The sequence below is a fragment of the Methylomonas sp. Uni0009 genome (genome assembly GCF_054188105.3).
The window spans coordinates 69,230-93,561 of sequence record NZ_JBTAFN010000004.1 but is presented as its reverse complement, the minus strand read 5'-3'; the positions used below and the strand labels follow the sequence as shown (position 1 = coordinate 93,561).

Here is a 24,332-nt window from a genome sequence, read left to right as displayed (position 1 = left end):
TTTTCATTACTCCACCCAAATCCTGACCATCAAGCGCCTCACGGCGCAATCATGCCATTATGCAAATAACTTTCCTCGTAATTAAACACGATGTTCGCGTCCGGCAAGACTAGCGCTTCGTCCTTGCCTTTGTAGTCCAAACGAAACAATAAATCCTTGATGATATTGATCCGTGCGGCTTGTTTATCGTCGGATCTAACGACAGTCCAGGGCGCGGATAAATGGTGGGTTCTGGCAAACATGATATTGCGGGCTTCGCTGTATTGCTGCCAGTGTTTCTGTGCTTCCTTGTCGATGGGGCTGATTTTCCATTGTTTCAGCGGATCTTTTTGGCGTTGTTTTAAGCGTTCATTTTGTTCGGCTTTGCTGATGTCCAGATAGTATTTCAGCAATTTGATGCCGGAGCGCACCAGCAACTGTTCGTAATGCGAGACGGTTTCGATGAACTCGTGGTATTCGTCGTCGTTGCAAAATCCCATCACCCGCTCCACGCCGGCCCGGTTGTACCAACTGCGATTGAACAACACCATTTCCTGGGCGGCCGGCAAATGGTGGGTGTAGCGTTGAAAATACCAGGTACTGAGATCGCGGTCGGACGGTTTACCCAGTGCCACCACCCGGATTTCCCGAGGACTAAGATGTTGAATGATGCGCTTGATGGTGCCGTCTTTACCGCCGGCATCGCGGCCTTCCAGGATGATCAGAATTTTGTCACCATGCTTGATGATGTGATTCTGCAATTTGACCAGTTCCACCTGCAATTGCTGCAAGGTATCTTTATAGACCTGTTTGTCGGACTTTGGTGGGTGTTTTTTGCTCATAGTTACCTGCCTGTCTAAAAGGGTTTCCGCCTTTCCGGCCAAATCAACCGCGTTGTCGCTCACTGCCCATTCTCACCCGCAAAATCAGATTTTTCTTTTGCTTCCTGAGTTCAAGAATGTCTTCGACGTTTTTTTCGTTGAGAATCTGATTCTTTAAATACAACACGTCGTTACAAATAATCTCGGCGGCTTCCATGCCTGCTTGCAACTGGGTCCAGGAAATTTCGATAATCGGCCGTTCGTCGACGGTTTCCGATTCGGCGAGCAGCGCCAGAAAGGTATCAACCACCCGTGGGTCGTAGTCCTTGGCTTTTTTGCTCAGCAGCCGCTCTTTCACTTGCTCGGTTGTCATCGCGGTGCCGGTGATCGAGCCGTCCAGATAATTGATATAGTCGCGCACCAGGGTCAATATCCTGGTACCCAAGGGTATCTCCGCGCCCGCCCAACCCAAAGGTTGGCCGGAACCGTCGAAATGCTCATATTGTGCGGCGATGAGCTCGGCGGCGTTATGCAAGGGTTCCAGGCCTTTTAACAGCGTTTGCCCTTCCAAAGCGTGGTTTAAATAGCGCTTGCGTTGCTGGCTGTTCATGCTTAACAAAGCCTGAGTCAGCAAACTGTCCGGCAAACTCATTTTGCCGATTTGCAGCAACAGGCCGGCATAAACCAAATCCTTCAGCTCAGCGGCGTCCATGCCCAGCCGCCGTCCGACTTCCCTGGCGTTTTCCGCCACATATTTGGCATGTCCGCTTTTGATGCCCGGCCGCATTTCGATGGTTTTGGCGAACACCTTAACCGAATCGGCATACTGTTTTTTCAAGGCATCGTGGGCTTGATCGATCATCTGCAAGGACTTTCTCAACTGCTCGGTGCGTTTTTCGACCTTGTCTTCCAAGCCGGCGTTCAGCTCTTTCAGCTCCTGATTTTGCCGGTTGATAATATCGAACAGCTGCCGACGCTCGTCGCGCAGGCGCTTTTGTTCCAGCGCGTTGTTCACCAGAATTTTCAGTTCGTTGTCTTCCCAAGGCTTGCTGCAATAGCTGTAGATCTTGCCTTTGTTGACGGCGGCGATGGTAGATTCAATGTCGGCATAGCCGGTCAGTAAAATTCGCACGATATTCGGCCAACGTTCAGCCGCCCGGGTGAGAAACTCGGCCCCATCCATCTGCGGCATACGCATGTCGGAGATAATCAGATCGATAGGCTGTTGCGCCAAAATCTCCAGGCCGTCGGCGCCGCTCTCCGCCATATAGACTTGATATTCCGCACCGCGAAACAGGCGTCGCAGGGCCTTTAAGACATTGGGTTCGTCATCGACGAATAATAAATTGGCAACGGTTTTGGGGTCTGGGGATAGCTCGGTCATGGCGCGGCTGCGATAATCGTTAACTGACAGGGGTACGAGTCGGCAAATAAATCCGGAACCGAGTTCCTCGGCCTATTTCCGAATCTATCTCGATACGACCATGATGGTCCTGGATGATTTTGTAAGATAGCGACAAGCCCAGGCCGGTACCTTTACCGACCGGCTTGGTGGTAAAAAACGGATCGAATATCCGCATTCGGGTTGCCTCGCTCATACCTTGGCCGTTATCCTCCACGTCCACCCAAACCCAATCGGCATCCTGATAACCGGTACGCACCGTGATTTTGCCGAAATCTTCAATGGCTTGCGCGGCGTTGACCAATAGATTCATGAATACCTGATTCAACTGCGCGCCAACGCATTCGAAAGGTTTGATACCGCCGTATTCCTTCACCACTTCGGCCTTGTATTTCAGTTCGTTGTTGACGATATTCAAGGTGGCATCAATCCCGGCTTCCAAATCGAACATCTCCCGGCCCTGCTTATCGATCCGGGAAAAATCGCGTAAATCCTGGACGATTTTCTTCGCGCGAGTCGCACCTTCCAGAGACTCTTCCACCAGGTCGGCGGCGTCATCTTTCAGAAAATCCAGATCGACCGTATTTTTAAACTGTTTAAAAGCTTGCACGTCCGGGTGATTATCCGCCAGTTGCCCGGCCAGACGCTCAGCCAATTCGGCGGCCTTGATGAGTTCTTGTATGTATTGTTTCAGGCTGTTGAGGTTGGAATAAATATAACCGAGCGGATTATTGATCTCGTGCGCCACCCCGGCGGCCAATTGGCCGATCGAGGCCATTTTTTCCGATTGCACCAGATGGGCCTGAGTTTCCTGGAGTTTCTGATTGAGCAGGGTTTGCTGGTTTTTTTCCATCTGCAGCGTCTGATTCGCTTCTGTCAGCGCTTGGGTGCGCTCGCGAACCCGTTCTTCCAGTTGTTGGTTCAGTTTCAGCAAAGCGGTTTCCGCCTGCTTTTGGGTGCTGATGTCCATCCCGCAGCCCATCAAGCCGGCAAATTTACCGTTCTTGCGCATCCTGGGCACGGCGGTTTCCAGAATCCAGGTTTCCTTGGCATCCTCGGTACACAGCCGGTACTGAATCTTGAACTTGGTTAATTCCTGCGCGGCTTGCTGATAGGTCTGCACCACCTTGTCCCTATCGTCGGGGTGTATCGTGTTCAGCCATTGCCGGCGGTCGACGAAACCGCGTTCGATGCGAAAGGTTTTAAACCAGAAACGATTGCAGAAAATCGGCAGGTTTTTGGCGTTGGTGATCCAGATCAGGGCCGGGAGATGGTCGGCAAGTTCCTTGAAACGCTCTTCGCTTTCCCGCAAGGCCGAATACAAATTGCTGTGCAAAATATCGACATGTTCATCCTTATCGATACTGACTTGCTCGGCGTCGATGCCCTGATTAAGGCTGATCGCCATCAACTTGTCGGTTTTTAAAATATGGTGGCAAAGCCAATCCACCAAAAAATCCAACAGATCCTTGGAAATGACCGAAACATCGGATTGCGCCTCGACATGCACTTGCTGCATTTTATCGATAAATTCTTGATGTTGCTGGCAATGCTGGTCCTGCATCCGCGGATTGAAGCCTGCCTCCATCATCAGTTGCTCTTCGTGTTGGAAGTGCTCGACGGTATACTCGACCAACTGCTTGACGGTTTCCAGCACGGTTTGCAGGTCCGCGCCCAAAGCGTTTAGTTCATCCAGGCGATTAATCAGCGCGACCAGGTGCCGATGCTGATTATCCACACTCTCTATACCAACCAATAGTTGGTCGTTCCACGTTAAAATACTCATCCGCGATCCATTCTCAGGAGGGTCAAGTCTGATTACCGACCGTTGGCATTATGGCACAATGCATTTACGCTGTCGGTTATTTCAAGGCTCAGGTTTATTGCTATGGATATTCAAGATTTCGACGGTTTACAAGCCTTGCTGGATTCAACGTTTCCGAAAACCTGTCGCAGTTGCGGTTACGTGTATATCTCGGCCGAGCAGTTTTTCATCGAAACCCAAGACATGCCCCATGGCCGTTCATCGTTACGGTCGGCTATTGAGGACGATGGCTTAATTCTAGTGGAAGTATTCAGAAACTGCCGCTGCGGCTCTACGCTGATGGATGAATTCGGCTGTCGGCGCGACCAAAACGAGGATGGCCTGCAGCGTCGTCTGGCTTTTGAGACGATACTTCGGGCCATGCAAGCCCGAAACATTCCCGCAGACGTTGCCCGCATGGAGATTATCAAATTTTTACAAGGCCAACCTAATACGCTGGTGGCGCTGCTGAATATTGAACTGTTGCCCTAAGCAGCAACCTGCTCAACCCTGCAGGGCTTCCAATTCATCCCAACGCTGATAGGCCTGACTTAGATCGGCCTCGGCGGTCTGCAATTGCGCCAGCTTGGCAGCCACAGCCTCCGGGCTTTGCTTATAAAAACCGGCTTCGTTCATTTCCGCTGTCAGCTGGGTTTGCAATGTTTCCAGTTGTTCGATCAGTGCCGGCAGTTGCTCGAGTTCCCGCTGTTCTTTAAAGCTAAGTTTCTTGGCCGGCGCGGTTTTGGGCTTTTCTTTTTTCACCGCTTGTTCGGCAATCTTTACTGCTTCGGCTTTTTTGTTCTGCTCCATCAGGGCAAACCAATCCGCATACCCGCCGATGTATTCTTCCACCCTGCCCTCGCCTTCGAACACCAGTACGCTGGTGACGACATTATCCAAGAACTCCCGGTCATGACTGACCAGCAATAAAGTGCCTTGGTACTCGACCAGTTTTTCTTCCAGAATCTCCAGGGTTTCCAAATCCAAATCATTGGTGGGTTCGTCCATCACGATCAGATTGGCGGTCTTGGTAAACAGGCGCGCCAGCAGCAACCGATTTTTCTCGCCGCCGGACAGGCTTTTCACCGGCGAACGGGCGCGGGCCGGCGCGAATAAAAAGTCGGCCAGGTAAGACATGACGTGGCGTTTGCCGTCCGGCGTATCGACAAACTCGCCGCCGTCCAGCACGCTGTCAGCCACCGAGATTTCCGGATCAAGCTGTTCGCGCAATTGGTCGAAGTAAGCGATTTGCAGATTGGTGCCCAGCTCGATGCTACCGGTGGTCGGTTGTAATTGGCCGAGCAGCAACTTCAGCAAAGTGGATTTGCCGGCGCCGTTGTTGCCGATCAAACCGATCTTGTCGCCGCGTTCGATGCGCAGCGAAAAATCCTTGATGATGGGTTTGTCCTGATATTGAAAATTGACATCGATGGCTTCGACCACTTTCTTGCCGGAGGCTTCGCCTTTATTCAAACTAAGCTTGGCGGTGCCTTGAGTATTGCGCCGTTCGGAACGCTCGGCGCGCAATTTCTTCAACGCTCGGACTCGCCCTTCGTTACGTGTCCGTCTGGCTTTGACGCCCTGGCGAATCCAGACTTCTTCCTTGGCCAACTTCTTGTCGAACTCGGCGTTTTGATTGGCTTCGTCTTCCAAAGCAGCCGCCTTGCGAGTCAAATAGTCTTGATAATTACCGGCCCAGGAAGTCAATTGCCCGCGATCCAGATCGATAATCCGCGTCGCCAGTTTTTGTAAAAATGCCCGGTCATGGGTGACAAACATCACCGCACCCTGGAAGGCCAGGATTTGCTCTTCCAGCCAGGTGATACTTTCAAAATCCAAATGGTTGGTCGGCTCGTCCAGCAACAACACTTCCGGCTCGATGACCAAAGCGCGCGCTAGTGCGACTCGACGTTTCCAGCCGCCGGACAAACTGCCGACCAGCACGTCCGCCGGCAATTGCAGTTTGCTCAATACCGCTTCGACGCGGGTTTGAAACTCCCAGCCATTGTCGGCTTCCAGCTTATGTTGCACATCGCCCAGGGCTTGCAGGGATTGCTCGCTGCCATCCATATGGCTCAATAATTCATGGTAACGGGCGATCACCCGGCCCAATTCGCCAAGTCCACCAGCGACGGCTTCGTAGATTGTGTCGTTTTCGTCCAGATTGGGCGATTGCTCCAGCCAGGCTAAACGCAATTCCGGCTGTTTCCAGATTTCGCCATGATCGGCATGAATATCGCCGGCGATAATTTTCATTAAAGTGGATTTGCCTTCGCCGTTGCGGCCCAGCAGGCCGACCCGCTCGCCGGCGTCGAGTTGAAAGGCGGCGTTATCGAGCAGCGCGTGGGTGCCGAAGGCGATGGAAACATTGGTTAAACGGATTAAAGGCATTTGTTTTGTAGGTAACGTCTGAGTAAGTCCAGCGCGAATAAAGCCGCCTGGTTTTGTTTGGTTTTAAGGGCGCCATAGGCGCTTAGCTGGGTCGAGACCACGCCGCTGGGTGTGGCTAAGGCATTGTAAAGGACTATGGCTTTATCCTTATCCCGGTAATCTTCGGCGCTGCCGGCAAAAAGCTGAACTAAGGCAAAATCGGTTTGCTCGCGAGCTTTCAGCTGTTCCGCCCAAATTTTGGCGATAGGCAGTAAATCGCCGCCCCCCGCTTCGCCTGCGCCGGTGTTGCGTCCCCAATCCAGATTGATTTCTACGCGCCTTAGCCAGTCGCATCCCAAGCATTTGGCAGCTAACCGGCCTTGGCTGGCGGTTTCCAGCAAGGCGAGCGAATAAGATTTCCGGCTCATGGCTTTGCTCACGACATCCAGCAGATCGCCCTGCGCTTCGTCCAGGCCATCAATGGCAAACACGTAATCGCCGATTCTGTCCGCCACGGTGGCCACGCAATCACGCTTTTCGTGCTCGGGGAAATTACTGGGAAACAATAGTTTGGTCTGCACTTCATCGGGCGCGGCACGAAACCCCAGTTGCACACCCGCTGGCAAATCAATATCCACCAAGCATTGCTGAATGGCCGATTCGCCTATGCCTAGGCTGCGCAAGCTGACCAAACACGCCGGCTGTAGCTCAAAACCCTGCAGTAATTGCGGCCGAACTAGCGAGGTAAACATATTCTTCATTTCCGACGGCACACCCGGCAGACACACGAACCAGCAGCGTTTGAATTGCAAGGCAAAGCCCGGCGCGGTGCCGTAAGCGTTGTCGATACGTATTGCCGACTGCGGCAGCATAGCTTGCTTGCGATTTGCCGCCGGCATCACGCGATTGCGGCGGGCGTAATATTGTTGAATGTCGGCAAAGGCCTGATCGTCGAATCGTAAAGGCTGACCGCTGGCGATACTGACTGCTTCGGCGGTTAAGTCGTCGATAGTCGGCCCCAAACCGCCGGTGCAAATACAGCAGTCGGCGCGCTCGGCAATTTCCGTGAACAAGGCCACCAAATCGTCCACGTCATCGCCCACTGCGGTGTGGCGTTTCAGCGTAAAGCCCAACTCAACCAATTGCTGGGAGAGCCAGGCGGCGTTGCTGTCCACGGTTTGCCCGCAGACAATTTCCTCGCCTTGCGAGAATATTTCGGCAATCTGTTTCATAACACCCGATACCAGAGCGGTAAGCTCACTAAACTCAAGGCCGTCGTCACCGTCACGGCCATCGCATATAAACCGCTGTCCAGCTTATAGCGGTCGCATAACACGATGCCCATCACCATACTCGGCATGGCTATATCCATCACGGCCGCCGCCCTGGGTTGACCAGTCAAATTGAGCAGGTTTGCCAGCCACAAGGCAATCAGCGGCATCAAGCCTAGTTTAACTAATGCAGTGGGGACGATGAACGGTACGTTGCGCAGGCGTATATCCCGCCAGCTAAGCGCCAAACCTAACGAAAAAATCATCAACGGAGCGACCGCTCCGGAACATTTTTGCAGTAAGCCGGCCACCCAAAACGGTATCGGCACCTGATTGAGGTTTAACACGACCGCGACAAACGCAGCCCAGAACGGCGGCGCATTGAAAAATGCCAACACCGATTTTGGCTTAGGTTCGCCGCTAGCGCCGTAATGGCGGGCCAGCATGATACCTAAGGTATACACCAACGGCGCTTCGGCAAATAAATCGATCTGAATGACCAAAGACCGGGTCCAGTCGCCGAAAATCTGCTCCAATACCGGCAAGCCCAGATAGGTGACGTTTGGAAAAGCCGCCGCCAAAATCACCGCCCCGGTTTGCGGGTTTTTAAATTTAAACAACTTAGCAAGCAGCCAAGTCGCCAAAATCGACAACAAGATGCTGATAAAACCCAATGCGGAGTATTGCAGCGATTGCCAACCAATATCGGCCCGCCACAGCACCTCCAGCACCATAACCGGCATAAAAAAATAGTACACCACGCTGGTTAATACCAACCGGGTCTGGTCCGCCGTCAAGCGGTTAGGGGTTAATACTCGCCAACCGGCACCGCACAGCATCAGCGCGGTCATTTGCATCAAGGTTGTATTCATGCCGCGCATTTTATCAGGCTGGCGATGCTGCCACCCGGCTAAAGCATTCCGATCAACCAAGGCCCTTAAATTTTCCGGATGCGTGTCCCGCAAGAACGGGGGCGGCGATAGATAAAGGCTGGGTAATCATTCCAGTGTTCTGGCTAATGCCGTCCATCGCCGGACGGTGCTTGGGTAAAAGCCTTATCGAGCAACTGTTCGAATTGGTCGGCCGGGACCGGTTTGGAAATTAAATAGCCTTGTCCGTAATCGCAGCCCATTCGGTTTAATAGATCGTATTGTTCCTGGGTCTCTATACCTTCGGCGACGACCTTAATGCCCAATTTGTGCGCCATTACCACGATGGCTTCGCACAAGGCCATGTCGCTGGAGCCGGCCACCAGACTCCGGACAAACGCCTGGTCTATCTTGATGTAATCGATGTCGAATTTTTTCAAATAGGCCAGAGACGAATACCCGGTGCCGAAATCGTCCAAAGCCACCTGCATCCCGCCATCGCGAAACGCCGACAGTTGCTCGCGCGTGCTGTTGCTGGCATCCAATATCAAGCCCTCGGTTATTTCAACGATCACGCTCTGGCCCGGCAAATCCAGCTCTTGCAATAAGGCAAGCCATTGGTTGGCTTCCATGGCTTGCCGGCGGAACTGCACGGGCGATTTGTTGACGCTGATCTGGAAATCCGGATTATAGGTTTGCCGCCACTGCTTAGCCTGGTGCGCGGCAGTGTCAAAAACCCAATCGCCAATATCGACGATAACCCCTGTATCTTCGGCAACCGGAATAAATTCGGCCGGGCTGACCATGCCCAGCGTCGGATGCAGCCAACGCAGCAGGGCTTCGGCTTTGGCTATGCTGCCGCTGGCAAACTCGATAATCGGTTGGTAATGCAGTAAAAACTGCTGACGGGCCAGCGCGCCGTGCAAATCGTTGGCCAGCCGCATGCGCAGTTGGGCGTTCTGCTGCATCAAGGCAGTGAAATATTGATAGCGGTCGCGGCCCTGATTTTTGGCAGCGTACATTGCCTGATCGGCATTTTTTAATAAGGAATCGGTGTCCAGCGCATCGTCCGGATACAGGGCAATGCCTATACTCCCTGAAATATAGGCCGTCTCATTGCCCAAACGAAACGGTTCCGCTAAAGCCTGCAAGATGTTCCGGGCGATCCGGTTGACGCCATCCACTTGATCCAACTCGCCGAGAATCACGGTAAATTCATCGCCGCCCAGTCTGGCAATGCTGTCGCAATCGCGCACGCAGCCGCTGATGCGCCGCGCGGCTTCCTTCAACAAGATGTCTCCCATGAAGTGGCCCATGCTGTCATTGACATCCTTGAAGCGGTCCAAGTCCAGAAACATCAATGCCACATGCCGACCATGCCGAAAAGCCTTTTTGATTTCCTGATTGAGCCGATCTAAAAACATATTGCGATTCGGCAAACCGGTCAGCGGATCGAAATTGGCTTGCCGCCAAATCAATTCCTCGGATTTTTTGCGTTCGGTAATATCCGCGATCAAGGCCACCCGCCTGTGCACGCCGCCGTTCTCGTTCAGAATGGAGTTGATGGTGACCCACTGAATGCAATCCTCGCCGTTCTTGCGGCGGCCGCTGATTTCGCCGGCCCACTGGCCGTGGGTATTGATCACTCGCAAGACGGTTTTATAGAAAGCCTGATCATGCGGCTCTGTGGTGGTACCGACAAAGGCCCGGCCTATCACTTCGTCCGCCGAATAACCGGTTACCGTGGTAAATGCCGGATTAACCGTGATGATGGTGCCCGTGGCATCGGTAACCATCATTGCTTCGCTACTGTTCAAATACACCAGGGCCGCCAGCTGCATTTCCTCTTCGGCGCTTTTCCGCGCGGTGATGTCCTCATACACGCCCAGCACGCCGATGATCTGTTGCTGTAAATTACGTAAAGGCACTCTTGAGGTCCTTAAATGCATGGTTTTACCTGCCGGCCCCATTAGCGTTTCTTCGTAATTCAATTTTGCCGTATTGCTCTCGATGACCTGCTTATCGTCTGCTCGATATAAGTGCGCTAAATCCCGCCAAACCAATTGCTCATCGGATTTACCGATCAATTCGGCCGGATTCTCTAGCCCGGCATCTTGACTGAAGGCTAAGTTGGCGCCCAGATACCGGTAATTCAGGTCTTTCCAGAATACGCGGCTGGGGATGGTGTTGATGACGGTTTGCAGCATGTTTACCGAATCGGCCAGTTTGTGCATCGCTTCCAACCGTTCGGAAATATCGCGCAAAATCAGTAATTGATTGCCGGCCAAGCTATCGCCCAATAAGACGATGTCGACCAACACCATCCGGCTCCTGCCATCCTTGCAACAGACTTTCAATTCCGCGGTTTGGCCGGACTCGGTAGCAGACTGGGGAACACGCTGATAAGTATGCCAATTAGCGATGACCTGTTGCCGATATTCAGCGTTGGGATGGGCATGCCACCACCATTCCGCCAAGGTCGGAATATCGCTTAGCGTATAACCGAAGGTTTTTACGAAAGCCGAGTTCAAATAACTGATATTGCCCTGGCTATCATGCAAAGCATAGGCAATCGGCGACTCTTCGATAATGGCGTGAAATTTGGCTTCGCTAACAGACAGTGCCTGATGCGCTTGATAGAGCCGCTGGTAAGGCAGTTGGATGCTGTTGAGGAAAACCGAACGGTAAATCAGGCCATAGGCGACCAACTTATAGGCATGCCCGAGCAAAATATACAAATCGCTGACGCTGGCATAAAAGGTCGCGAACAACTCGCTCATGGCCATGATCGCAGCAGCCGCCGCCAAACCGGCCGGATCGTAGGTATGTTGGCGGCGGGTTTGGCGTAAATAGCCGATGGCGCTGACAGCATAGACGCCGGCCAATACATATTCGCAGGTCTTTTTAAAAGAGGTTAAACCATCAACTGCATCAAAGGTGCGCGGCAACCAATCTTGATGGAAAAACACCAGCCAGCAACTGAGGCCAATATAGAGCAGCACAACGCTCAGCATCAACGCCCGCGACACCGGGGTTATCGGCCGGTTTGGCAGCAACCATCCCATCACCAGACCTATCGCTGCAAACCCGCGGGCCATTAGCCAAAAAGCGATGGCTTTTTCCGGATCGCTTTCGGTGATAAAGGCCGGCATGCCGCTGAAAGACAGGGTATGCATTAAATCGAGGACCGCCACCCCCAAGAAGCAGCAGGCCAGCATCAGGAATCCGGCGGAATTCTCCTTTTGATAAACGCTCCAACCCACCGCGAAAACCAATGCGGAAATCACGATGGAAAAACCTTCCATCAAGGTATGCACGCCCAAGGATTGGCTGACAAAGGGCCGTAAGTAGTCTGCCAGCGGAAAATACCAGCTAAGCAACTGCGCAAGTAAAAGTAGTAGCACCGTCCAAAGCAGAGGCCTGGCCTGGTTTTGTTCGCTATATTGCTCCACAGTGATCCCTTGCTGTTTACCGGTCTGCCGACATTATGTAGATTTAAGTCTGTTGGCGGCTAGTGTTATTGTTATGTTTTGTCGATGGTGCTATGGGTACTGTCAATGCATCAGCGGGCTCATTCAGTACGCTAAAGCTCGCCAATGTTGCCTAATTATGTCGATTTGCCCGACGTCCAGTTGCGCAGTGCGGGAATGTTCCCGGCATAAGGCGCCGCGAAAGCCCAAATAATCCGGACCTAACTGCACTAAACCCGCTACATCGTCGACGCGCAAGGAACCGGCCAAGCCACTCAGCAAACCCAGGCCGGCGACCCTATCGACAAAACTCTGCAATTCGTCGAGCGTCATCAGCCGCGTCAATGAACCGAGTTGTTTATTGGCGGTATCCAGCATCACCCCGCGAAAACCGGCCTGGGCTAAAGCATCAATCATCGCAAAATCCGGGCGGGTATCGGCAAACAATACCGCGACCAAGGCCACGCCCCGCGCAGCAATCGCCTGTAAACCCTCGACGCACGCCAGCCAGTCGCCGCCCGGAAAAAACCCGATTTTCACATAATTGACGCCGGTAGCCGCCATGGCTTGCACGGCCGGCAGGACCAGTTCGGGCTGCATCGGTAAATCGCCGATAGTGGCACTAACACAGCTGCCCGGTTGCAAGCGGCGGACAATCTCGGCAACCTCGGCCACATCCAGAGCACCCAAGGCGCCGCGAGCGGGTTGTTTTAAATCGATAATATCGACGGCGGCGGCTTCGACCAACAGCGCTTCCGCCAAACTATTCACGCTTGCCAACATCGCGGTCATACTTGCACTCCCCGGCGATGTTGTTCAATCGCCGCCATCAGCCAATCCCAGGCCTGACGCTCCCGCTCACCGGCGGTTTTATCCAGGCCGATGCGCAAATAATCCAGTTCGGCTTGAATTTTCTCCCCAGGCAATCTATCCAGCCGGCTGATCAAAATCGCCGCTTCCAGCACTGAATATTGCGCCCGATTAAAGCCTTGAAACGGCTTATGGTTGACCGTGTGCACGGCCCGGCAAAACAATTTCGGCCGGGTGTCGTCGTCTTCGATTCGCACCAATTGCAGTTCGGTATGCGCCAAAGTATCGGCTAAATAATACCCCGCGACTTGTTGGGCGGGCAATAAGGGCCAGTCCCTACGCCCGGTCAGACAGCCGGCAAAAATCCGCACATCGTCGCAATAATTGATGACGGCGGTTTCGGTTGCCAGCAGATTATCCAGCGTAGTCGAGGGCCGAAACGGCAAGATAATGTAGTGATCTTGTTCAACATGCACTCCCATCGGCGCGATGTGCGTATCGCCCTGCAGATTGATGGTAGTGACGAGGGTTTCTTGAATCATGGTGGTTTAGGTCTATCCTGAAGCGTGAAATGTTGCCGGTTTACCGGCAAACCAACGCGCAATTTTAATCTCGCCGGCTACCCTTGGGGATTTTTTTTCCAGCCGGCGCCTGCAGGATGCAATTCCGTTCAACATTAACCAGGCCACACGCTTATGCACGCCATAGATATTGCCGACTTATCGATTTTGCTGATTGAACCTTCGACCACACAATTAAAAGTCATCATGCAGCATTTACGTGACGAAGGCATAGCCAAAATCGAAGGCGTTTCCAACGCGGCGGCGGCGCTGGAAAGCTTGCATAATCACCGCCCGGATTTAATTATCAGCAGCCTGTATCTGCCGGATATGATGGCCACCGAACTGGTCGAGCATCTGCGCAATGAAGAAGCCCTGAGCCATATCCCCTTCATGCTGATTTCCAGCGAATCCAGCTTTGCGGTACTAGACACCATCCGCCAAGCCGGCGTGGTAGCGATTTTGCCCAAGCCGTTTGCGCACGACGATTTAAAAAACGCCTTGCGGGCGACCATCGAGTTTATCGATCCGCAAGAAATCAGCCTGGAACATTACGACATCGAAAACGTGCGGGTGTTGGTGGTGGACGACAGTCCGCTAGCGCGCAAACACATCAGCCGCGTGTTGAACAATATGGGCATCGTCAAGATTACCCAGGCCCAGGACGGTAAGGAAGGCGTCGATGTATTCGCTCGCGACCAAAACGCTTTCGACCTGATCGTCACCGATTACAATATGCCTATCATGGACGGCCAACAATTGATCAAAACCATCCGCCAGGATTTGGGCAATTCCATCGTACCGATCTTGATGGTGACCAGCGAAGAAAACGAAACCCGCCTCAGTAATGTGCACAAAGCCGGCGTCTCGGCGATTTGCGATAAACCCTTCGACCCGCAAACTGTGAAGGAAATGCTGTTTCGGGTGCTGGAGCCGGATTGAAGCTGCAATTACCGGCTTGCTTAAGCTTTATCTTGTTTAACCGTTCCACCCGCTAATAATTGACAGCCCCCTTCCTGTCATCACTCGTCCTTTACCTGCGCGTCTAGCATCCGGTTTGCTCCGGGCAAACGCTTGCCCAGCCTAAGTTTGAACATATAAAACCCGCCCAACCGCTCAAAGCCGCTAGCGTGCAGGCGGCAGTTTTTATAGCTGCCGGATAGTTGCGCTAATCCCACCATGCGCACTATACTGCCTATAAAAGCAGTAACTATAAAAACAGCATGAAACCACTCACCGACCGCCAACAAGACATCCTGACCTTCATCGAGCGCAGCCTGTTACAGGATGGCTTTCCGCCGACCATCGCCGAAATCGCCGATGCTTTTGGCGTGCGCTCCACCAACAGTATCCGTGGCCATTTGCAGGCTTTGGCGCGCAAAGGCGCCATCGAACTCGTGCCAGCCGCATCGCGCGGCATCCGCTTGCTGAAACCGACATCCAATCCCGAGCAAGGCCTACCCCTGGTTGGTCGAGTAGCGGCCGGACAACCGATACTGGCCGAAGAACATATCGAGCGTTATTGCCGCCTGGGGCCAAAGCTGTTTGATCACCGCGCCGATTATTTGCTGCGGGTGCAAGGCATGAGCATGCGCGATGCCGGCATTCTGGATGGTGATTTATTGGCCGTGCAACGCACACCGGAAGCGCGCAACGGCCAGATCGTTGTGGCACGGATTCACGATGAAGCCACGGTAAAACGGCTACGCCTGGAAGGTGCTAAAGCGTTTCTGGAGCCGGCCAATCCGGATTTTTCCATCATTGCAGTCGATTTGCAGCGCGAGCTATTGGTAATAGAAGGCGTGGTGGTCGGCGTGATTCGTAGCGGGCTATGAATGCAACTCCCCTGGATCAGCTGTTACGCACCCAGACCGGGATTTGGCGCGGATTGCATTCGGAAAATCAAAACTGGCGAACAATTGCCAGCGGTTTTGCCGAGTTGGATGCCTTGCTGCCCGGTGGCGGCTGGCCGCTGGGCGGCGTACTGGAAATTCTATCGCCCTGCTTGGGCATCGGCGAATTAAGCCTGTTGCTGCCGGCCATGACCTCCCTATCTCAAAGCAAGCGCTGGATAGCCTGGATCGCACCGCCGCAGCAAGTCTATGCACCCGCCTTACGACAGGCAGGCATCGATGCAAGCTATGTTCTGGTAGTGGATTGCCGGCAAGAGGCGGACATTCCCTGGAGTCTGGAAAAACTGCTGCGTAGCGGCCGCTGCGGCATGGCCTTGGCCTGGCCACGCCGGCTCAGCGATCATCAAATCCGCCGCTTGCAGCTGGCCGCGGAAGCCGGCTCTGCCTTGGCGGTGCTATTTCCCAAACGCCCTAGCGGCAGTGGTTACACGGCATTGCGCCTGGAGATCAAACCGGTAAACCCAGGCCTAGCACTGCACATTTTAAAGGCGCGCGGTAGCTTGCAACGTGCGTCTTTGACCTTGCCGCTGTAAGACCGCCATGGCTGCCACCGCCAGTGCGCTATCGCCAACGCCGCCAGAGCGAATCGGCACACTCGTAAAGCCCAATCCGACCAACAGCCAACTTTGGCTATGCGCCTATTTTCCTGACTTGGCTTTGACTGCACTACATCTGGATTTAAATCAGGCCGTCGCCAGTGCTATGCCCTACAAAGGCCAGACTCGCCTGCATACGGTCTCGGCGCCGGCCCGGCAAGCCGGCGTCGAGTCAGGCATGACACCCGCCGCCGCTTTAGCCCTGTGTCCCGGCCTAAGCATTCGTAACCGCGACCCGTTCGCCGAACGCCTAGCATTACAACAACTTGCCGAAATTGCGCTGGATTTCAGTCCCTGGGTCAGCCTGGATCAGGCGGATTGCCTGCTTTTGGAAATTCGTTCCTGCCTGACGTTATTCGGCGGCGTGGAAAGCTTAAGAGACAAGCTAAAAACGGCATGGCAAAGCAGCGGACATCGGCCGTCGATTGCCATCAGCCCCGCGCCTACAGCCAGCGTATTGCTAACCAAACTTGGTCAGGAAAAAATCGTCATCGACAGCCAGGCCTTGCGGTCGACACTGGGCCCGTTGCCCATCGCCGCGCTGGCACTGGACGATAAACTCTTACACCGGCTAATGCGCACCGGCATTCGCCAACTCACCGACCTGTGGCGCTTACCGCGCGACGGCCTGGCGAAACGTTATGGTGCCGGTTTATTGCAACAACTGGACAGACTTGCCGGCCGGCAAACTCAAGTTTTACAGGCTTTCCACAGGCCGCATCGCTTCCAGGCCAGCCGTGAGATGCCCATCGAGCTGGAACGTATCGAACATTTCTTCCCGGCCATCGAACAACTGGCCGACGAGTTTGCCGCGTTTCTAAAAACCCGCGATGCCACAACCTTAGGCATCACGCTGGAACTACTGCATCACGGCCGCCCGGCCACTTGCTTGGCATTGGATTTTCGCGCCGGTAACCGCGATCCTAAACACTGGTGCGGCTTACTGTCCGAAAAACTGGAGCGCTCGCCGTTGCCGGCCCCGGTGCTGGCTATCACCCTGCTCAGCACCGCCATAGTCCCATTTCAGCCGGAACGCTTCAGCCTGTTCGACGACCACGAGAAACCGGATAGTGACACCGAATGGCAAGCCGTTTTGGATCAGTTGCAAGCCAGGCTGGGGCATCAAGCCTTAAAGTTTCCCGGCGCGCAAGCCGACCATCGCCCGGAACGCGCCATGACCGCTGCACCAAACCAACTAACCGCCAATCCCGATTTAGCGCCCAGGCCTTTGTGGCTGCTAACTAATCCCGAACCGGTGCGGCTAAGCTGCCTTAGCCTGCTATCGTCGGCGGAACGCATCGAGTCCGGCTGGTGGGACGACCAGCCGATCCGCCGTGACTATCACAGCGCCCAAGATCAACGCGGCCGAAAACTGTGGGTGTATCGCGACTTAAACGCCAAACAACAATGGTTTGTGCATGGCTTGTTCGGATGAGGCCAGCGCGCCGGACAGCGGTTTTGCCGAACTGCATTGTCTGTCCAACTTCAGCTTTCTGCGCGGCGCCTCGCATCCGGAAGAACTAGTCGAGGAAGCTGCCCGCCTGGGTTACCAGGCACTGGCACTGACCGACGAATGCTCGCTGGCCGGCGTGGTAAGAGCGCATCTGGCCGCTAAGAAACACCATATCAAACTGATCATCGGCAGTGAGTTTGTCTTGGAAGGCGGTCTGAAACTGGTCTTGCTGGCAACCGATAGAAGCAGCTACGGCAACCTGTCTGCGTTGATTACCCTCGCCCGCCGCCAAGCTGAAAAAGGCAGCTACCGGCTAACCCGATCCGATCTGGCCGCCCACTGTCCGCAAGGCTGTCTGGCCATCTGGCTAACCAACGACTGTTACCGGGAAGAAGATGGCTATTGGTTGAAACAACTATTTGCCGGCGATTTATGGCTGGGGATAGGCCTGTTTCTATCCGGCCGCGACGAAGACTATTGCCAACAGGCCCAAGCTACCGCCCGGCAATTAGACATCCCGATAGTCGCTTGCAACGATGTGCATATGCACCGGCGCTCGCGCCAAGCCTTGCAAGATACGCTTACCGCGATCCGCCTTGGCCAGCCCCTATCGCGACTGAGCTACGCATTGTTTGCCAACGGCGAACGGCATCTACGGCCCCTGCCCCGGCTGGCCGAGCTGTATCCGTCTGAATGGCTGCAACAAACCCTGATTATCGCCGAGCGCTGCCAATTTTCACTGGATGAATTGCGCTACGAGTACCCGCAAGAACTGGTGCCAAATGGGCATACGCCCACTTCCTGGCTACGACATTTGACCGAAACCGGCATCCGCAAACGTTGGCCGCATGGCGAGCCGGCAAAAGTTCGTCAACAAATCGAACACGAGCTGGCGCTGATCGCCGACTTGGCTTACGAACCGTATTTTTTGACTGTACACGACATCGTCAGATACGCGCGGGAGCAAGGCATCCTCTGCCAAGGCCGCGGCTCGGCGGCCAATTCGGCAGTGTGCTATTGCCTGGGGATTACCGAAGTCGACCCGAGCCGAATGAATCTGCTGTTCGAGCGTTTTCTGTCTCGTGAGCGTAACGAACCGCCGGACATCGACGTCGATTTCGAGCACGAACGCCGCGAGCAAGTCATTCAATATATCTATCAAAAATACGGCCGGCATCGCGCCGCGCTGGCCGCTACGGTGATTACCTACCGCAGCCGCAGCGCGGTGCGCGACGTCGGCAAAGCCCTGGGCTTGAACCTGGCGCAAGTCGAACGCCTGGCCGACAGCGTGGATCGTTGGGATGGCTATCAGCTAATGCCGGAATCACTGAAAGAATGCGGCTTCGACCCGGAAAGCCCCACCGTACAACGCTTGGCCGTGCTGTTTCAGGCAATCAAGGGCTTTCCGCGCCATCTTTCCCAACACGTCGGCGGCTTCGTCATCGCCCGCGATGAATTATCCCGATTAGTGCCGGTGGAAAATGCCGCAATGGCCGACCGCACCGTGATTCAATGGGAAAAAGACGATCTGGAAGCGATGGGCTTATTAAAGGTCGATATACTGGCACTGGGTATGCTCAGTGCGATTCGCAAAGCCCTGGAATATCTTGATCAATATACCGGTCAGACCTGGACCCTGGCCGACATTCCGGCCGAAGACCCGGCGGTTTACGCGATGCTGCAACAGGCTGACAGCATCGGCGTGTTCCAAGTCGAATCGCGGGCGCAAATGACCATGCTGCCGCGTCTGAAGCCGGCCAATTATTACGATCTGGTCATCGAAATCGCCATCGTCCGCCCCGGGCCTATCCAGGGAGAAATGGTGCATCCTTATCTGGCCCGGCGCAAAGGCTTGGAGCCCGTGGAGTACCCCAGCCCGGAAGTCCAAGCCGTGCTGGAACGTACACTGGGCATTCCGATTTTTCAGGAACAAGTCATGCAACTGGCGATGGTCGCGGCCGGTTTTACCGCCGACGAAGCCGATCAATTGCGCCGAGCCATGGCGGCCTGGAAACGCAAGGGCGGCCTGGAACCGTTCGAGCGCAAACTGCTGGACGGCATGCAGGCGCGCGGCTACAGCACCGAGTTTGCCCAACGGATTTTTCAACAAATCAAGGGCTTTGGCGATTATGGTTTTCCGGAATCGCATTCCGCCAGCTTTGCCTTGCTGGCTTATGTGTCGGCCTGGTTGAAGCGCCATCATCCGGCGGCGTTTTGCTGCGCCTTGCTGAACAGCCAACCGATGGGCTTTTACGGCCCGTCGCAACTGGTGCAGGATGCACGGCGGCATGGCGTGGAGGTACGGCCGGTGGACGTACAGACCAGTCTCAGCGAATGCTCGTTGGAGTTTCCCGCCAACGCCGCACCGGCCTTACGCTTGGGTTTTAATCAAGTTAAAGGTTTATCAGCACTAGCGGCGGCCAAGATTGTCCAAGCCCGCAGAGCTAAACCGTTTACCAGCGTCACCGATCTGGCCGAGCGCGCCGGACTGGATCGGCAAGATTTGGAACACCTGGCGGCAGCAGATGCGTTAAAAACCCTGGCCGGCAACCGGCATCGGGCCTTCTGGGCGGCTGGTGGTGTGGAAGCTGCGACGCCGGTATTTGGGGTCGCAGAGATTGCCGAAGCCACGCCGCTATTAAAAGCCCCCAAGCCCGGACAGGAGGTATTGGCCGATTATGCCAGCACCCGGCTCAGCCTGCGCGAACACCCGCTGAGCCTGCTGCGCGAACGCTTGCGCCGCCGCGGCGTCACCACCGCCGCATCCTTATGGCAACGCCGTAACGGCAGCATCGTCCAAGTCGCGGGCCTGGTGATCTGCCGGCAACGGCCGATGACGGCATCCGGCGTGACCTTTGTAACGCTGGAAGACGAAACCGGCCAGGTCAACCTGGTGGTCTGGCCCGCCACTGCCCTGGCCCAACGTAAACCCTTGCTGAAAGCTCGCCTGTTGTCGGTGACCGGCACGATTCAACAGGAAGACGGTGTGCTGCACTTGGTAGCCGGCAAGCTGGAAGACTGGAGCAGCTGGATCGGCGATTTGGAAACTAAATCCCGGGATTTTCATTGAAATGTTAACGCCACCAAGCCTCTCACCCCGTCGCCTGGCTCAGGGCTGGTCTTCAAGTTCAAGCTGTTTGGCTATTTGTGCTTCGAAAGCGGCAAAACGTTTATCCAACGCCCACCGCGCCTCAGCCTTTTCCTGGTCATGCAAAAAAGCGTAATCGATACTGTTGTAAACCACAGCCTTCAATTCGTCGTAAGACGGTTTGTAGCGACTGGTAAATAACAGATATTCGTTGCTTAAATTGTTGCGCGACACGCCGGCGTCATCGGTGGAAATCACATAAGGCACGTGATAGCGCCGGTATAACTGCAAGGGATGGGTCTCGTATTCCACTCCCAAAATAAACGCATTGCTGGTTAGATTGATCTCGACCGCCACGTCGCCGGTTTTCATCTGCTCCAGCAATTGATAGGCATCGGTTTCATGCACGATGTCTATCCCGTGCCCAATACGCCGCGCTCCGGCGGTATTTAGCGCTTCTTGGATATGGCTTTTCAAGCCTTCCGGCGGCACCATGCCCAACACCAACTCACCGGCATGCAGGGACAATTTTGTTTCGGGAAAATGCTGCCGCAAAAACCTTAGCATTTTCATGTGCAGACTATAGTCGCGCATCGCGATATAACCGTTTTCCGGTCCCACCAAATTAACGCCCACAATCAAGGCCGATTGCTGCGCGGCGGCAAACGCAGCGTACAAACCGGAAAACACCTTGGCTGGCTCGCTGTTGCGCGACACATAGGTCTGAAAGCGCAGTATAAAACTTCCATCGTTGATGCCGGTCGCCGCTTGTTCATGGGAGCGGGCGTACTCCTCGACGGCGGCCTTGGCTGCCGGATCGCTTGCCAGAAAATCGAAATAAGCCTGAAAAGCCGCCTCCATTTCCAGATCGGTGCTGTCGGCATTTAAGGCGTTGAGTGTCTTTGCCAGCGCCGGGTTATCGATGGCCGGCGCGCTTTTCAGCATAGTCTCCAAATACAGCACGTTTTCGGCTATGGCCCGCTGTTTAAGCGCCTGCAAACCTGCTTGATAGGAATAGTCGGATACCGATCCGAAGAAACCGAAGGTATCGAAAAACTGTTGGTCCGGCGGGGATTGTTCGTGAAAGTGGTTGGCAAAATCTTTATCTGACCAACGCTTCAGCAGATCGCGGTAGACGGTTGAATATTTTTTCTTGGTCCGCAGTTCACCCGCGCCAACACAAGTGCCTGACTTCCAATGCTTGACAACCTCGTATTTAGCCACCGGCTCCGGACCGGCTTTGGTGCCGCCTTGGCAGGCGTTGTCCAGGCAAATGCAAAAATGGCTTTTATCCACCCAATCCAGATAAGTCTCCGCGTACAGCGCACCCGAATAGTGGTGATGCAGATCGCCACCCTTGGGCAATTGATTGGTAAACAGCGTCAATTCGGCGATGCTGGGCATCGTGCCGGAAATGAGTTCGTGATAGTAACTTTGCGTTGCCAGATAATTCGAATCCGGCACGGATTGGACTACCAGGCTTTCGCCGGGAGCCTCCGCCAAATCGGCATGATTGACGCACCCGGAAACCAGGAAAACAGCCGCCAGAAAGGTAAATCTTAGGGTTGAGCTCATCCGCCAAATTGCCATTTTTCTATCCGCCCCGGTATAAAAACCTGCTCGAATTGGAACACAAATCGAAAGTTGGCCCATGGTAAGCCATCCTGATTTCCAAAGGCTAGCCAATTGTTTCAAATGGTGTTTTACCGAACCGGACAAAGCGGGGGCATTTTTCGATCAGGTACTTACAGGGACAACGTTTATGCTTAGCTGCTAAGCATAAACTAATCTTTAATTTCATAACCTTAGCAAATCCGACAACCGGTGACACAAGTTTGTTAGACTGCACACTCAATCAACCAATCCCCGCGCGGGAGGACTGTGCCATGACCAAAGATGAACTGCTAGCGAAAATTAATACTTCGATTGACGAACAGCAAGTGAAATTGGAAGCGCTAAAGCAAAAAGCTCTAGACGAATCCCACGAGGCGCTGGATGATGTTCGCGCGGCCATCGCCGAGCTAGAGCCGAAATTGGACCAAGCCAAGGCTAAAGCCGAAGAAATCGCTGCCGTCGCCGACGAAACCTGGGACGAAGTAAAAGAGAGTTTTGAAAGTAGCTGGAAAGAATCCGCCGCAAAACTGGAAGAAGGCTGGCACAGTTTCACGGACAAGCTGAAATCCTTCTTGTCTTGATCCGCGCCGAACGCACTATCCAAAAATGCCGTTCTTCTTTAGGTTAGAGACCTTTAATCTGGGTTTCCGCTATCGCTCCTACCCAGCCTACGCAATATAAATTTGCGGACGATTTTGTCCCGTATGCCGCGCCGAGTACCGGAGCTTTTGATAGGAATAGCCCGAAGGGGTGCGGCATGGATGCCGCACGTTGCCGAAGGGGCAGGAAGCCCCTTTCGGCAACCCCTAGCTAAAGCGAGGAACGCAGGGGAGAAGCGGCATCCGGGCCGCCTTTTCTTTGGATACTTTCTTTTGGCGGAGCAAAAGAAAGTATCTCGCCCGCCGGTGCGAGAACCGGTATTCAATTAAGTTTCGCGACAGCGAATCATTGGTTATGCAAACCGAAATTCCGCGTTGACTTAAAAAGCATGCCTACACTACGTAATCAAGCCTCCACCTTAGTTAGGTGAATTTCTCCAAATACAATGCAATTGCTTACAGAACCATAGCCAGAGTATTTTCCCTCCATAGCTCGAGGATCAGCGGCTAACTCCAAAGTAATTGAACCAAACTGTATAGTGCTGGCGTCTGCATTCTTATAATCCAATTTTAAGAATCGGTCATATAAAAAGCCACCAGTCATCGTCAAGGTAATTAACCTCTCTCGACCCTCAACAACCCGATTGATCTGCGCTTCACCAATTACTTCTTTGTTTCTGACATCAAACCTCAACTCAATATTTGAAGTAAGGTTAGGTTGAACAATCTCCCCTCTACAGCGTCCAACAACAGCAATTCGTCTGTCATGGTTAATTGGCTGAAGATATCTGATCTCATAATGTTTTGTAGCTATGAAAACTATTATTGGACCGAATATTGCGAATACGCCGCTTATATAAGCAGCAATAACAGAAGCATCCATAATTACTCTTGATTAATCTATAGAAAAATTTCTCGTGTCGAGATCAAGGATCGAAGTTTAAATATCAATTATAAATAAAAAAACCAGACTACAGTCCCACAAACTCCATCAATCCCTGCAATTCCTTAGGCTCAAGCTCATAAAACGAATGCGCCCTGACCCGTTCCGGCAAACCAACATCGCCGTAACGGACCCGAATCAAGCGGCTGACTTTAACCCCCTGCGATTCCCATAAACGCCGTACCAAACGATTCCGCCCCTGTTTCACCGTGGCGTAAAACCATTTGTTGGCGCCTTCGCCGGCGTAAAAGCTGACGTCTTCGAAATGTGCAGGGCCGTCTTCCAGTTCCACACCTTGTTTCAAGCGCGCCAGCATGGCATCGTCGACTTCGCCTAAGATTCGAACCGCGTACTCCCGTTCGACTTCGCGCGACGGGTGCATCAAGCGGTTGGCCAACTCGCCGTTGTTTGTCACTAAAATCAAGCCGGAGGTGTTGATGTCCAGCCGGCCGACCGCGATCCAACGGCCGACTTGCAGGCGCGGCAGTTGGGTAAAGATTACCGGCCGGCCTTCGGGGTCGCGGCGGGTGACCAATTCGCCGACCGGCTTGTGGTACACCAATACCCGAGTCGGTTGCTCGGCGTATTTTTCCCATTTGACGACCCGACCGTTGATTTGCAGATGGTCGTCCGGCTTTAAGTGGTAGCCGGGCTGTACCGGATTGCCGTTGACGGTGAGCTTGCCCTCTTCTATCCAGCGCTCGATTTCCCGGCGCGAACCGACACCAGCCCGCGCCAGCAGTTTCTGGATGCGCTCGCCGCCGGCCGGT

Annotated in this window: 19 protein-coding genes; 7 read left to right on the top strand and 12 right to left on the bottom strand. The window is 54.0% G+C overall.

All coding sequences use genetic code 11. The features are described 5' to 3' along the window. Positions 1-38 precede the first annotated feature (38 nt). The 3 genes from ppk2 to ACWAU0_RS23845 are packed head-to-tail and all read right to left on the bottom strand — an operon-like array spanning position 39 to position 3,988. The gene (ppk2, locus tag ACWAU0_RS23855; protein ID WP_458139402.1) at positions 39-821 is read right to left on the bottom strand and encodes a polyphosphate kinase 2; all 783 of its coding nucleotides are present in this window, start codon (positions 819-821) and stop codon (positions 39-41) included. A gap of 43 nt (positions 822-864) precedes the next feature. After that, positions 865-2,184 carry a response regulator c-di-GMP phosphodiesterase, NosR family gene (nosR, locus tag ACWAU0_RS23850; protein WP_033157455.1) on the bottom strand — a complete coding sequence of 440 codons (1,320 nt, stop codon included), beginning with the start codon at positions 2,182-2,184 and terminating at the stop codon, positions 865-867. 19 nt (positions 2,185-2,203) lie between these two features. Beyond that, complete coding sequence (locus ACWAU0_RS23845) at positions 2,204-3,988, bottom strand: bacteriohemerythrin (RefSeq protein ID WP_033157454.1); 1,785 nt, start codon at positions 3,986-3,988, stop codon at positions 2,204-2,206. Between the two features lie 102 nt (positions 3,989-4,090). Between ACWAU0_RS23845 and ACWAU0_RS23840 the strand changes: the two genes are divergently transcribed. After that, a complete protein-coding gene (locus ACWAU0_RS23840; protein ID WP_458139401.1) occupies positions 4,091-4,498 on the top strand; it encodes a hypothetical protein in 408 nt (135 codons plus the stop codon). Positions 4,499-4,510: 12 nt separating this feature from the next. Here the strand turns inward: ACWAU0_RS23840 and ACWAU0_RS23835 are convergent, their stop codons facing one another. The 6 genes from ACWAU0_RS23835 to ACWAU0_RS23810 all read right to left on the bottom strand — a co-directional run bounded on the left by ACWAU0_RS23835 (position 4,511) and on the right by ACWAU0_RS23810 (position 13,338). Then, on the bottom strand, positions 4,511-6,397 hold the full coding sequence (locus ACWAU0_RS23835; protein WP_458139400.1) for an ATP-binding cassette domain-containing protein: 1,887 nt from the start codon (positions 6,395-6,397) through the stop codon (positions 4,511-4,513). Next, entirely contained in the window at positions 6,388-7,608 is a 1,221-nt protein-coding gene (locus ACWAU0_RS23830; protein ID WP_458139399.1) for a competence/damage-inducible protein A, read from the bottom strand. The genes ACWAU0_RS23835 and ACWAU0_RS23830 overlap by 10 nt, the downstream gene beginning before the upstream one ends. Continuing rightward, a complete protein-coding gene (locus tag ACWAU0_RS23825; protein WP_033157484.1) occupies positions 7,605-8,519 on the bottom strand; it encodes an AEC family transporter in 915 nt (304 codons plus the stop codon). The genes ACWAU0_RS23830 and ACWAU0_RS23825 overlap by 4 nt, the downstream gene beginning before the upstream one ends. A gap of 143 nt (positions 8,520-8,662) precedes the next feature. Beyond that, positions 8,663-11,968, bottom strand: coding sequence for a bifunctional diguanylate cyclase/phosphodiesterase (locus tag ACWAU0_RS23820; protein WP_101051624.1), 3,306 nt, complete (start codon positions 11,966-11,968; stop codon positions 8,663-8,665). 123 nt (positions 11,969-12,091) lie between these two features. After that, positions 12,092-12,778, bottom strand: coding sequence for a (5-formylfuran-3-yl)methyl phosphate synthase (locus ACWAU0_RS23815; protein WP_101051623.1), 687 nt, complete (start codon positions 12,776-12,778; stop codon positions 12,092-12,094). Then, positions 12,775-13,338: a DUF447 domain-containing protein gene (locus ACWAU0_RS23810; RefSeq protein ID WP_033157449.1), complete on the bottom strand. Its 564-nt coding sequence runs from the start codon at positions 13,336-13,338 to the stop codon at positions 12,775-12,777. The genes ACWAU0_RS23815 and ACWAU0_RS23810 overlap by 4 nt, the downstream gene beginning before the upstream one ends. Positions 13,339-13,491: 153 nt before the next feature. Between ACWAU0_RS23810 and ACWAU0_RS23805 the strand changes: the two genes are divergently transcribed. The 5 genes from ACWAU0_RS23805 to ACWAU0_RS23785 all read left to right on the top strand — a co-directional run bounded on the left by ACWAU0_RS23805 (position 13,492) and on the right by ACWAU0_RS23785 (position 20,388). Then, positions 13,492-14,298 (top strand): response regulator, encoded by an 807-nt coding sequence (locus ACWAU0_RS23805; protein ID WP_033157448.1) that lies wholly within the window; start codon positions 13,492-13,494, stop codon positions 14,296-14,298. A 281-nt stretch (positions 14,299-14,579) separates the two neighbouring features. Then, positions 14,580-15,191: a transcriptional repressor LexA gene (lexA, locus tag ACWAU0_RS23800; RefSeq protein ID WP_458139398.1), complete on the top strand. Its 612-nt coding sequence runs from the start codon at positions 14,580-14,582 to the stop codon at positions 15,189-15,191. Continuing rightward, positions 15,188-15,802 carry a translesion DNA synthesis-associated protein ImuA gene (imuA, locus tag ACWAU0_RS23795; protein WP_458139397.1) on the top strand — a complete coding sequence of 205 codons (615 nt, stop codon included), beginning with the start codon at positions 15,188-15,190 and terminating at the stop codon, positions 15,800-15,802. Before lexA ends, imuA begins: the two co-directional genes overlap by 4 nt. A 7-nt stretch (positions 15,803-15,809) precedes the next feature. Next, complete coding sequence (locus tag ACWAU0_RS23790) at positions 15,810-17,300, top strand: Y-family DNA polymerase (protein ID WP_458139396.1); 1,491 nt, start codon at positions 15,810-15,812, stop codon at positions 17,298-17,300. Then, positions 17,284-20,388 carry an error-prone DNA polymerase gene (locus ACWAU0_RS23785; protein ID WP_458139395.1) on the top strand — a complete coding sequence of 1,035 codons (3,105 nt, stop codon included), beginning with the start codon at positions 17,284-17,286 and terminating at the stop codon, positions 20,386-20,388. Before ACWAU0_RS23790 ends, ACWAU0_RS23785 begins: the two co-directional genes overlap by 17 nt. Before the next feature lie 39 nt (positions 20,389-20,427). Here ACWAU0_RS23785 and ACWAU0_RS23780 read toward each other — a convergent pair whose 3' ends face one another. Further along, complete coding sequence (locus ACWAU0_RS23780) at positions 20,428-21,981, bottom strand: hypothetical protein (protein ID WP_458139394.1); 1,554 nt, start codon at positions 21,979-21,981, stop codon at positions 20,428-20,430. A gap of 311 nt (positions 21,982-22,292) precedes the next feature. Between ACWAU0_RS23780 and ACWAU0_RS23775 the strand changes: the two genes are divergently transcribed. Further along, complete coding sequence (locus ACWAU0_RS23775; protein ID WP_458139393.1) at positions 22,293-22,601, top strand: sll1863 family stress response protein; 309 nt, start codon at positions 22,293-22,295, stop codon at positions 22,599-22,601. Positions 22,602-23,025: 424 nt separating this feature from the next. Here ACWAU0_RS23775 and ACWAU0_RS23770 read toward each other — a convergent pair whose 3' ends face one another. Together ACWAU0_RS23770 and rluB are read right to left on the bottom strand one after the other, a co-directional pair. Then, a complete protein-coding gene (locus ACWAU0_RS23770) occupies positions 23,026-23,502 on the bottom strand; it encodes a hypothetical protein (RefSeq protein ID WP_458139392.1) in 477 nt (158 codons plus the stop codon). A gap of 88 nt (positions 23,503-23,590) precedes the next feature. Beyond that, on the bottom strand, positions 23,591-24,313 hold the full coding sequence (gene rluB, locus ACWAU0_RS23765; protein ID WP_082769390.1) for a 23S rRNA pseudouridine(2605) synthase RluB: 723 nt from the start codon (positions 24,311-24,313) through the stop codon (positions 23,591-23,593). Between the last annotated feature and the right edge of the window lie 19 nt (positions 24,314-24,332).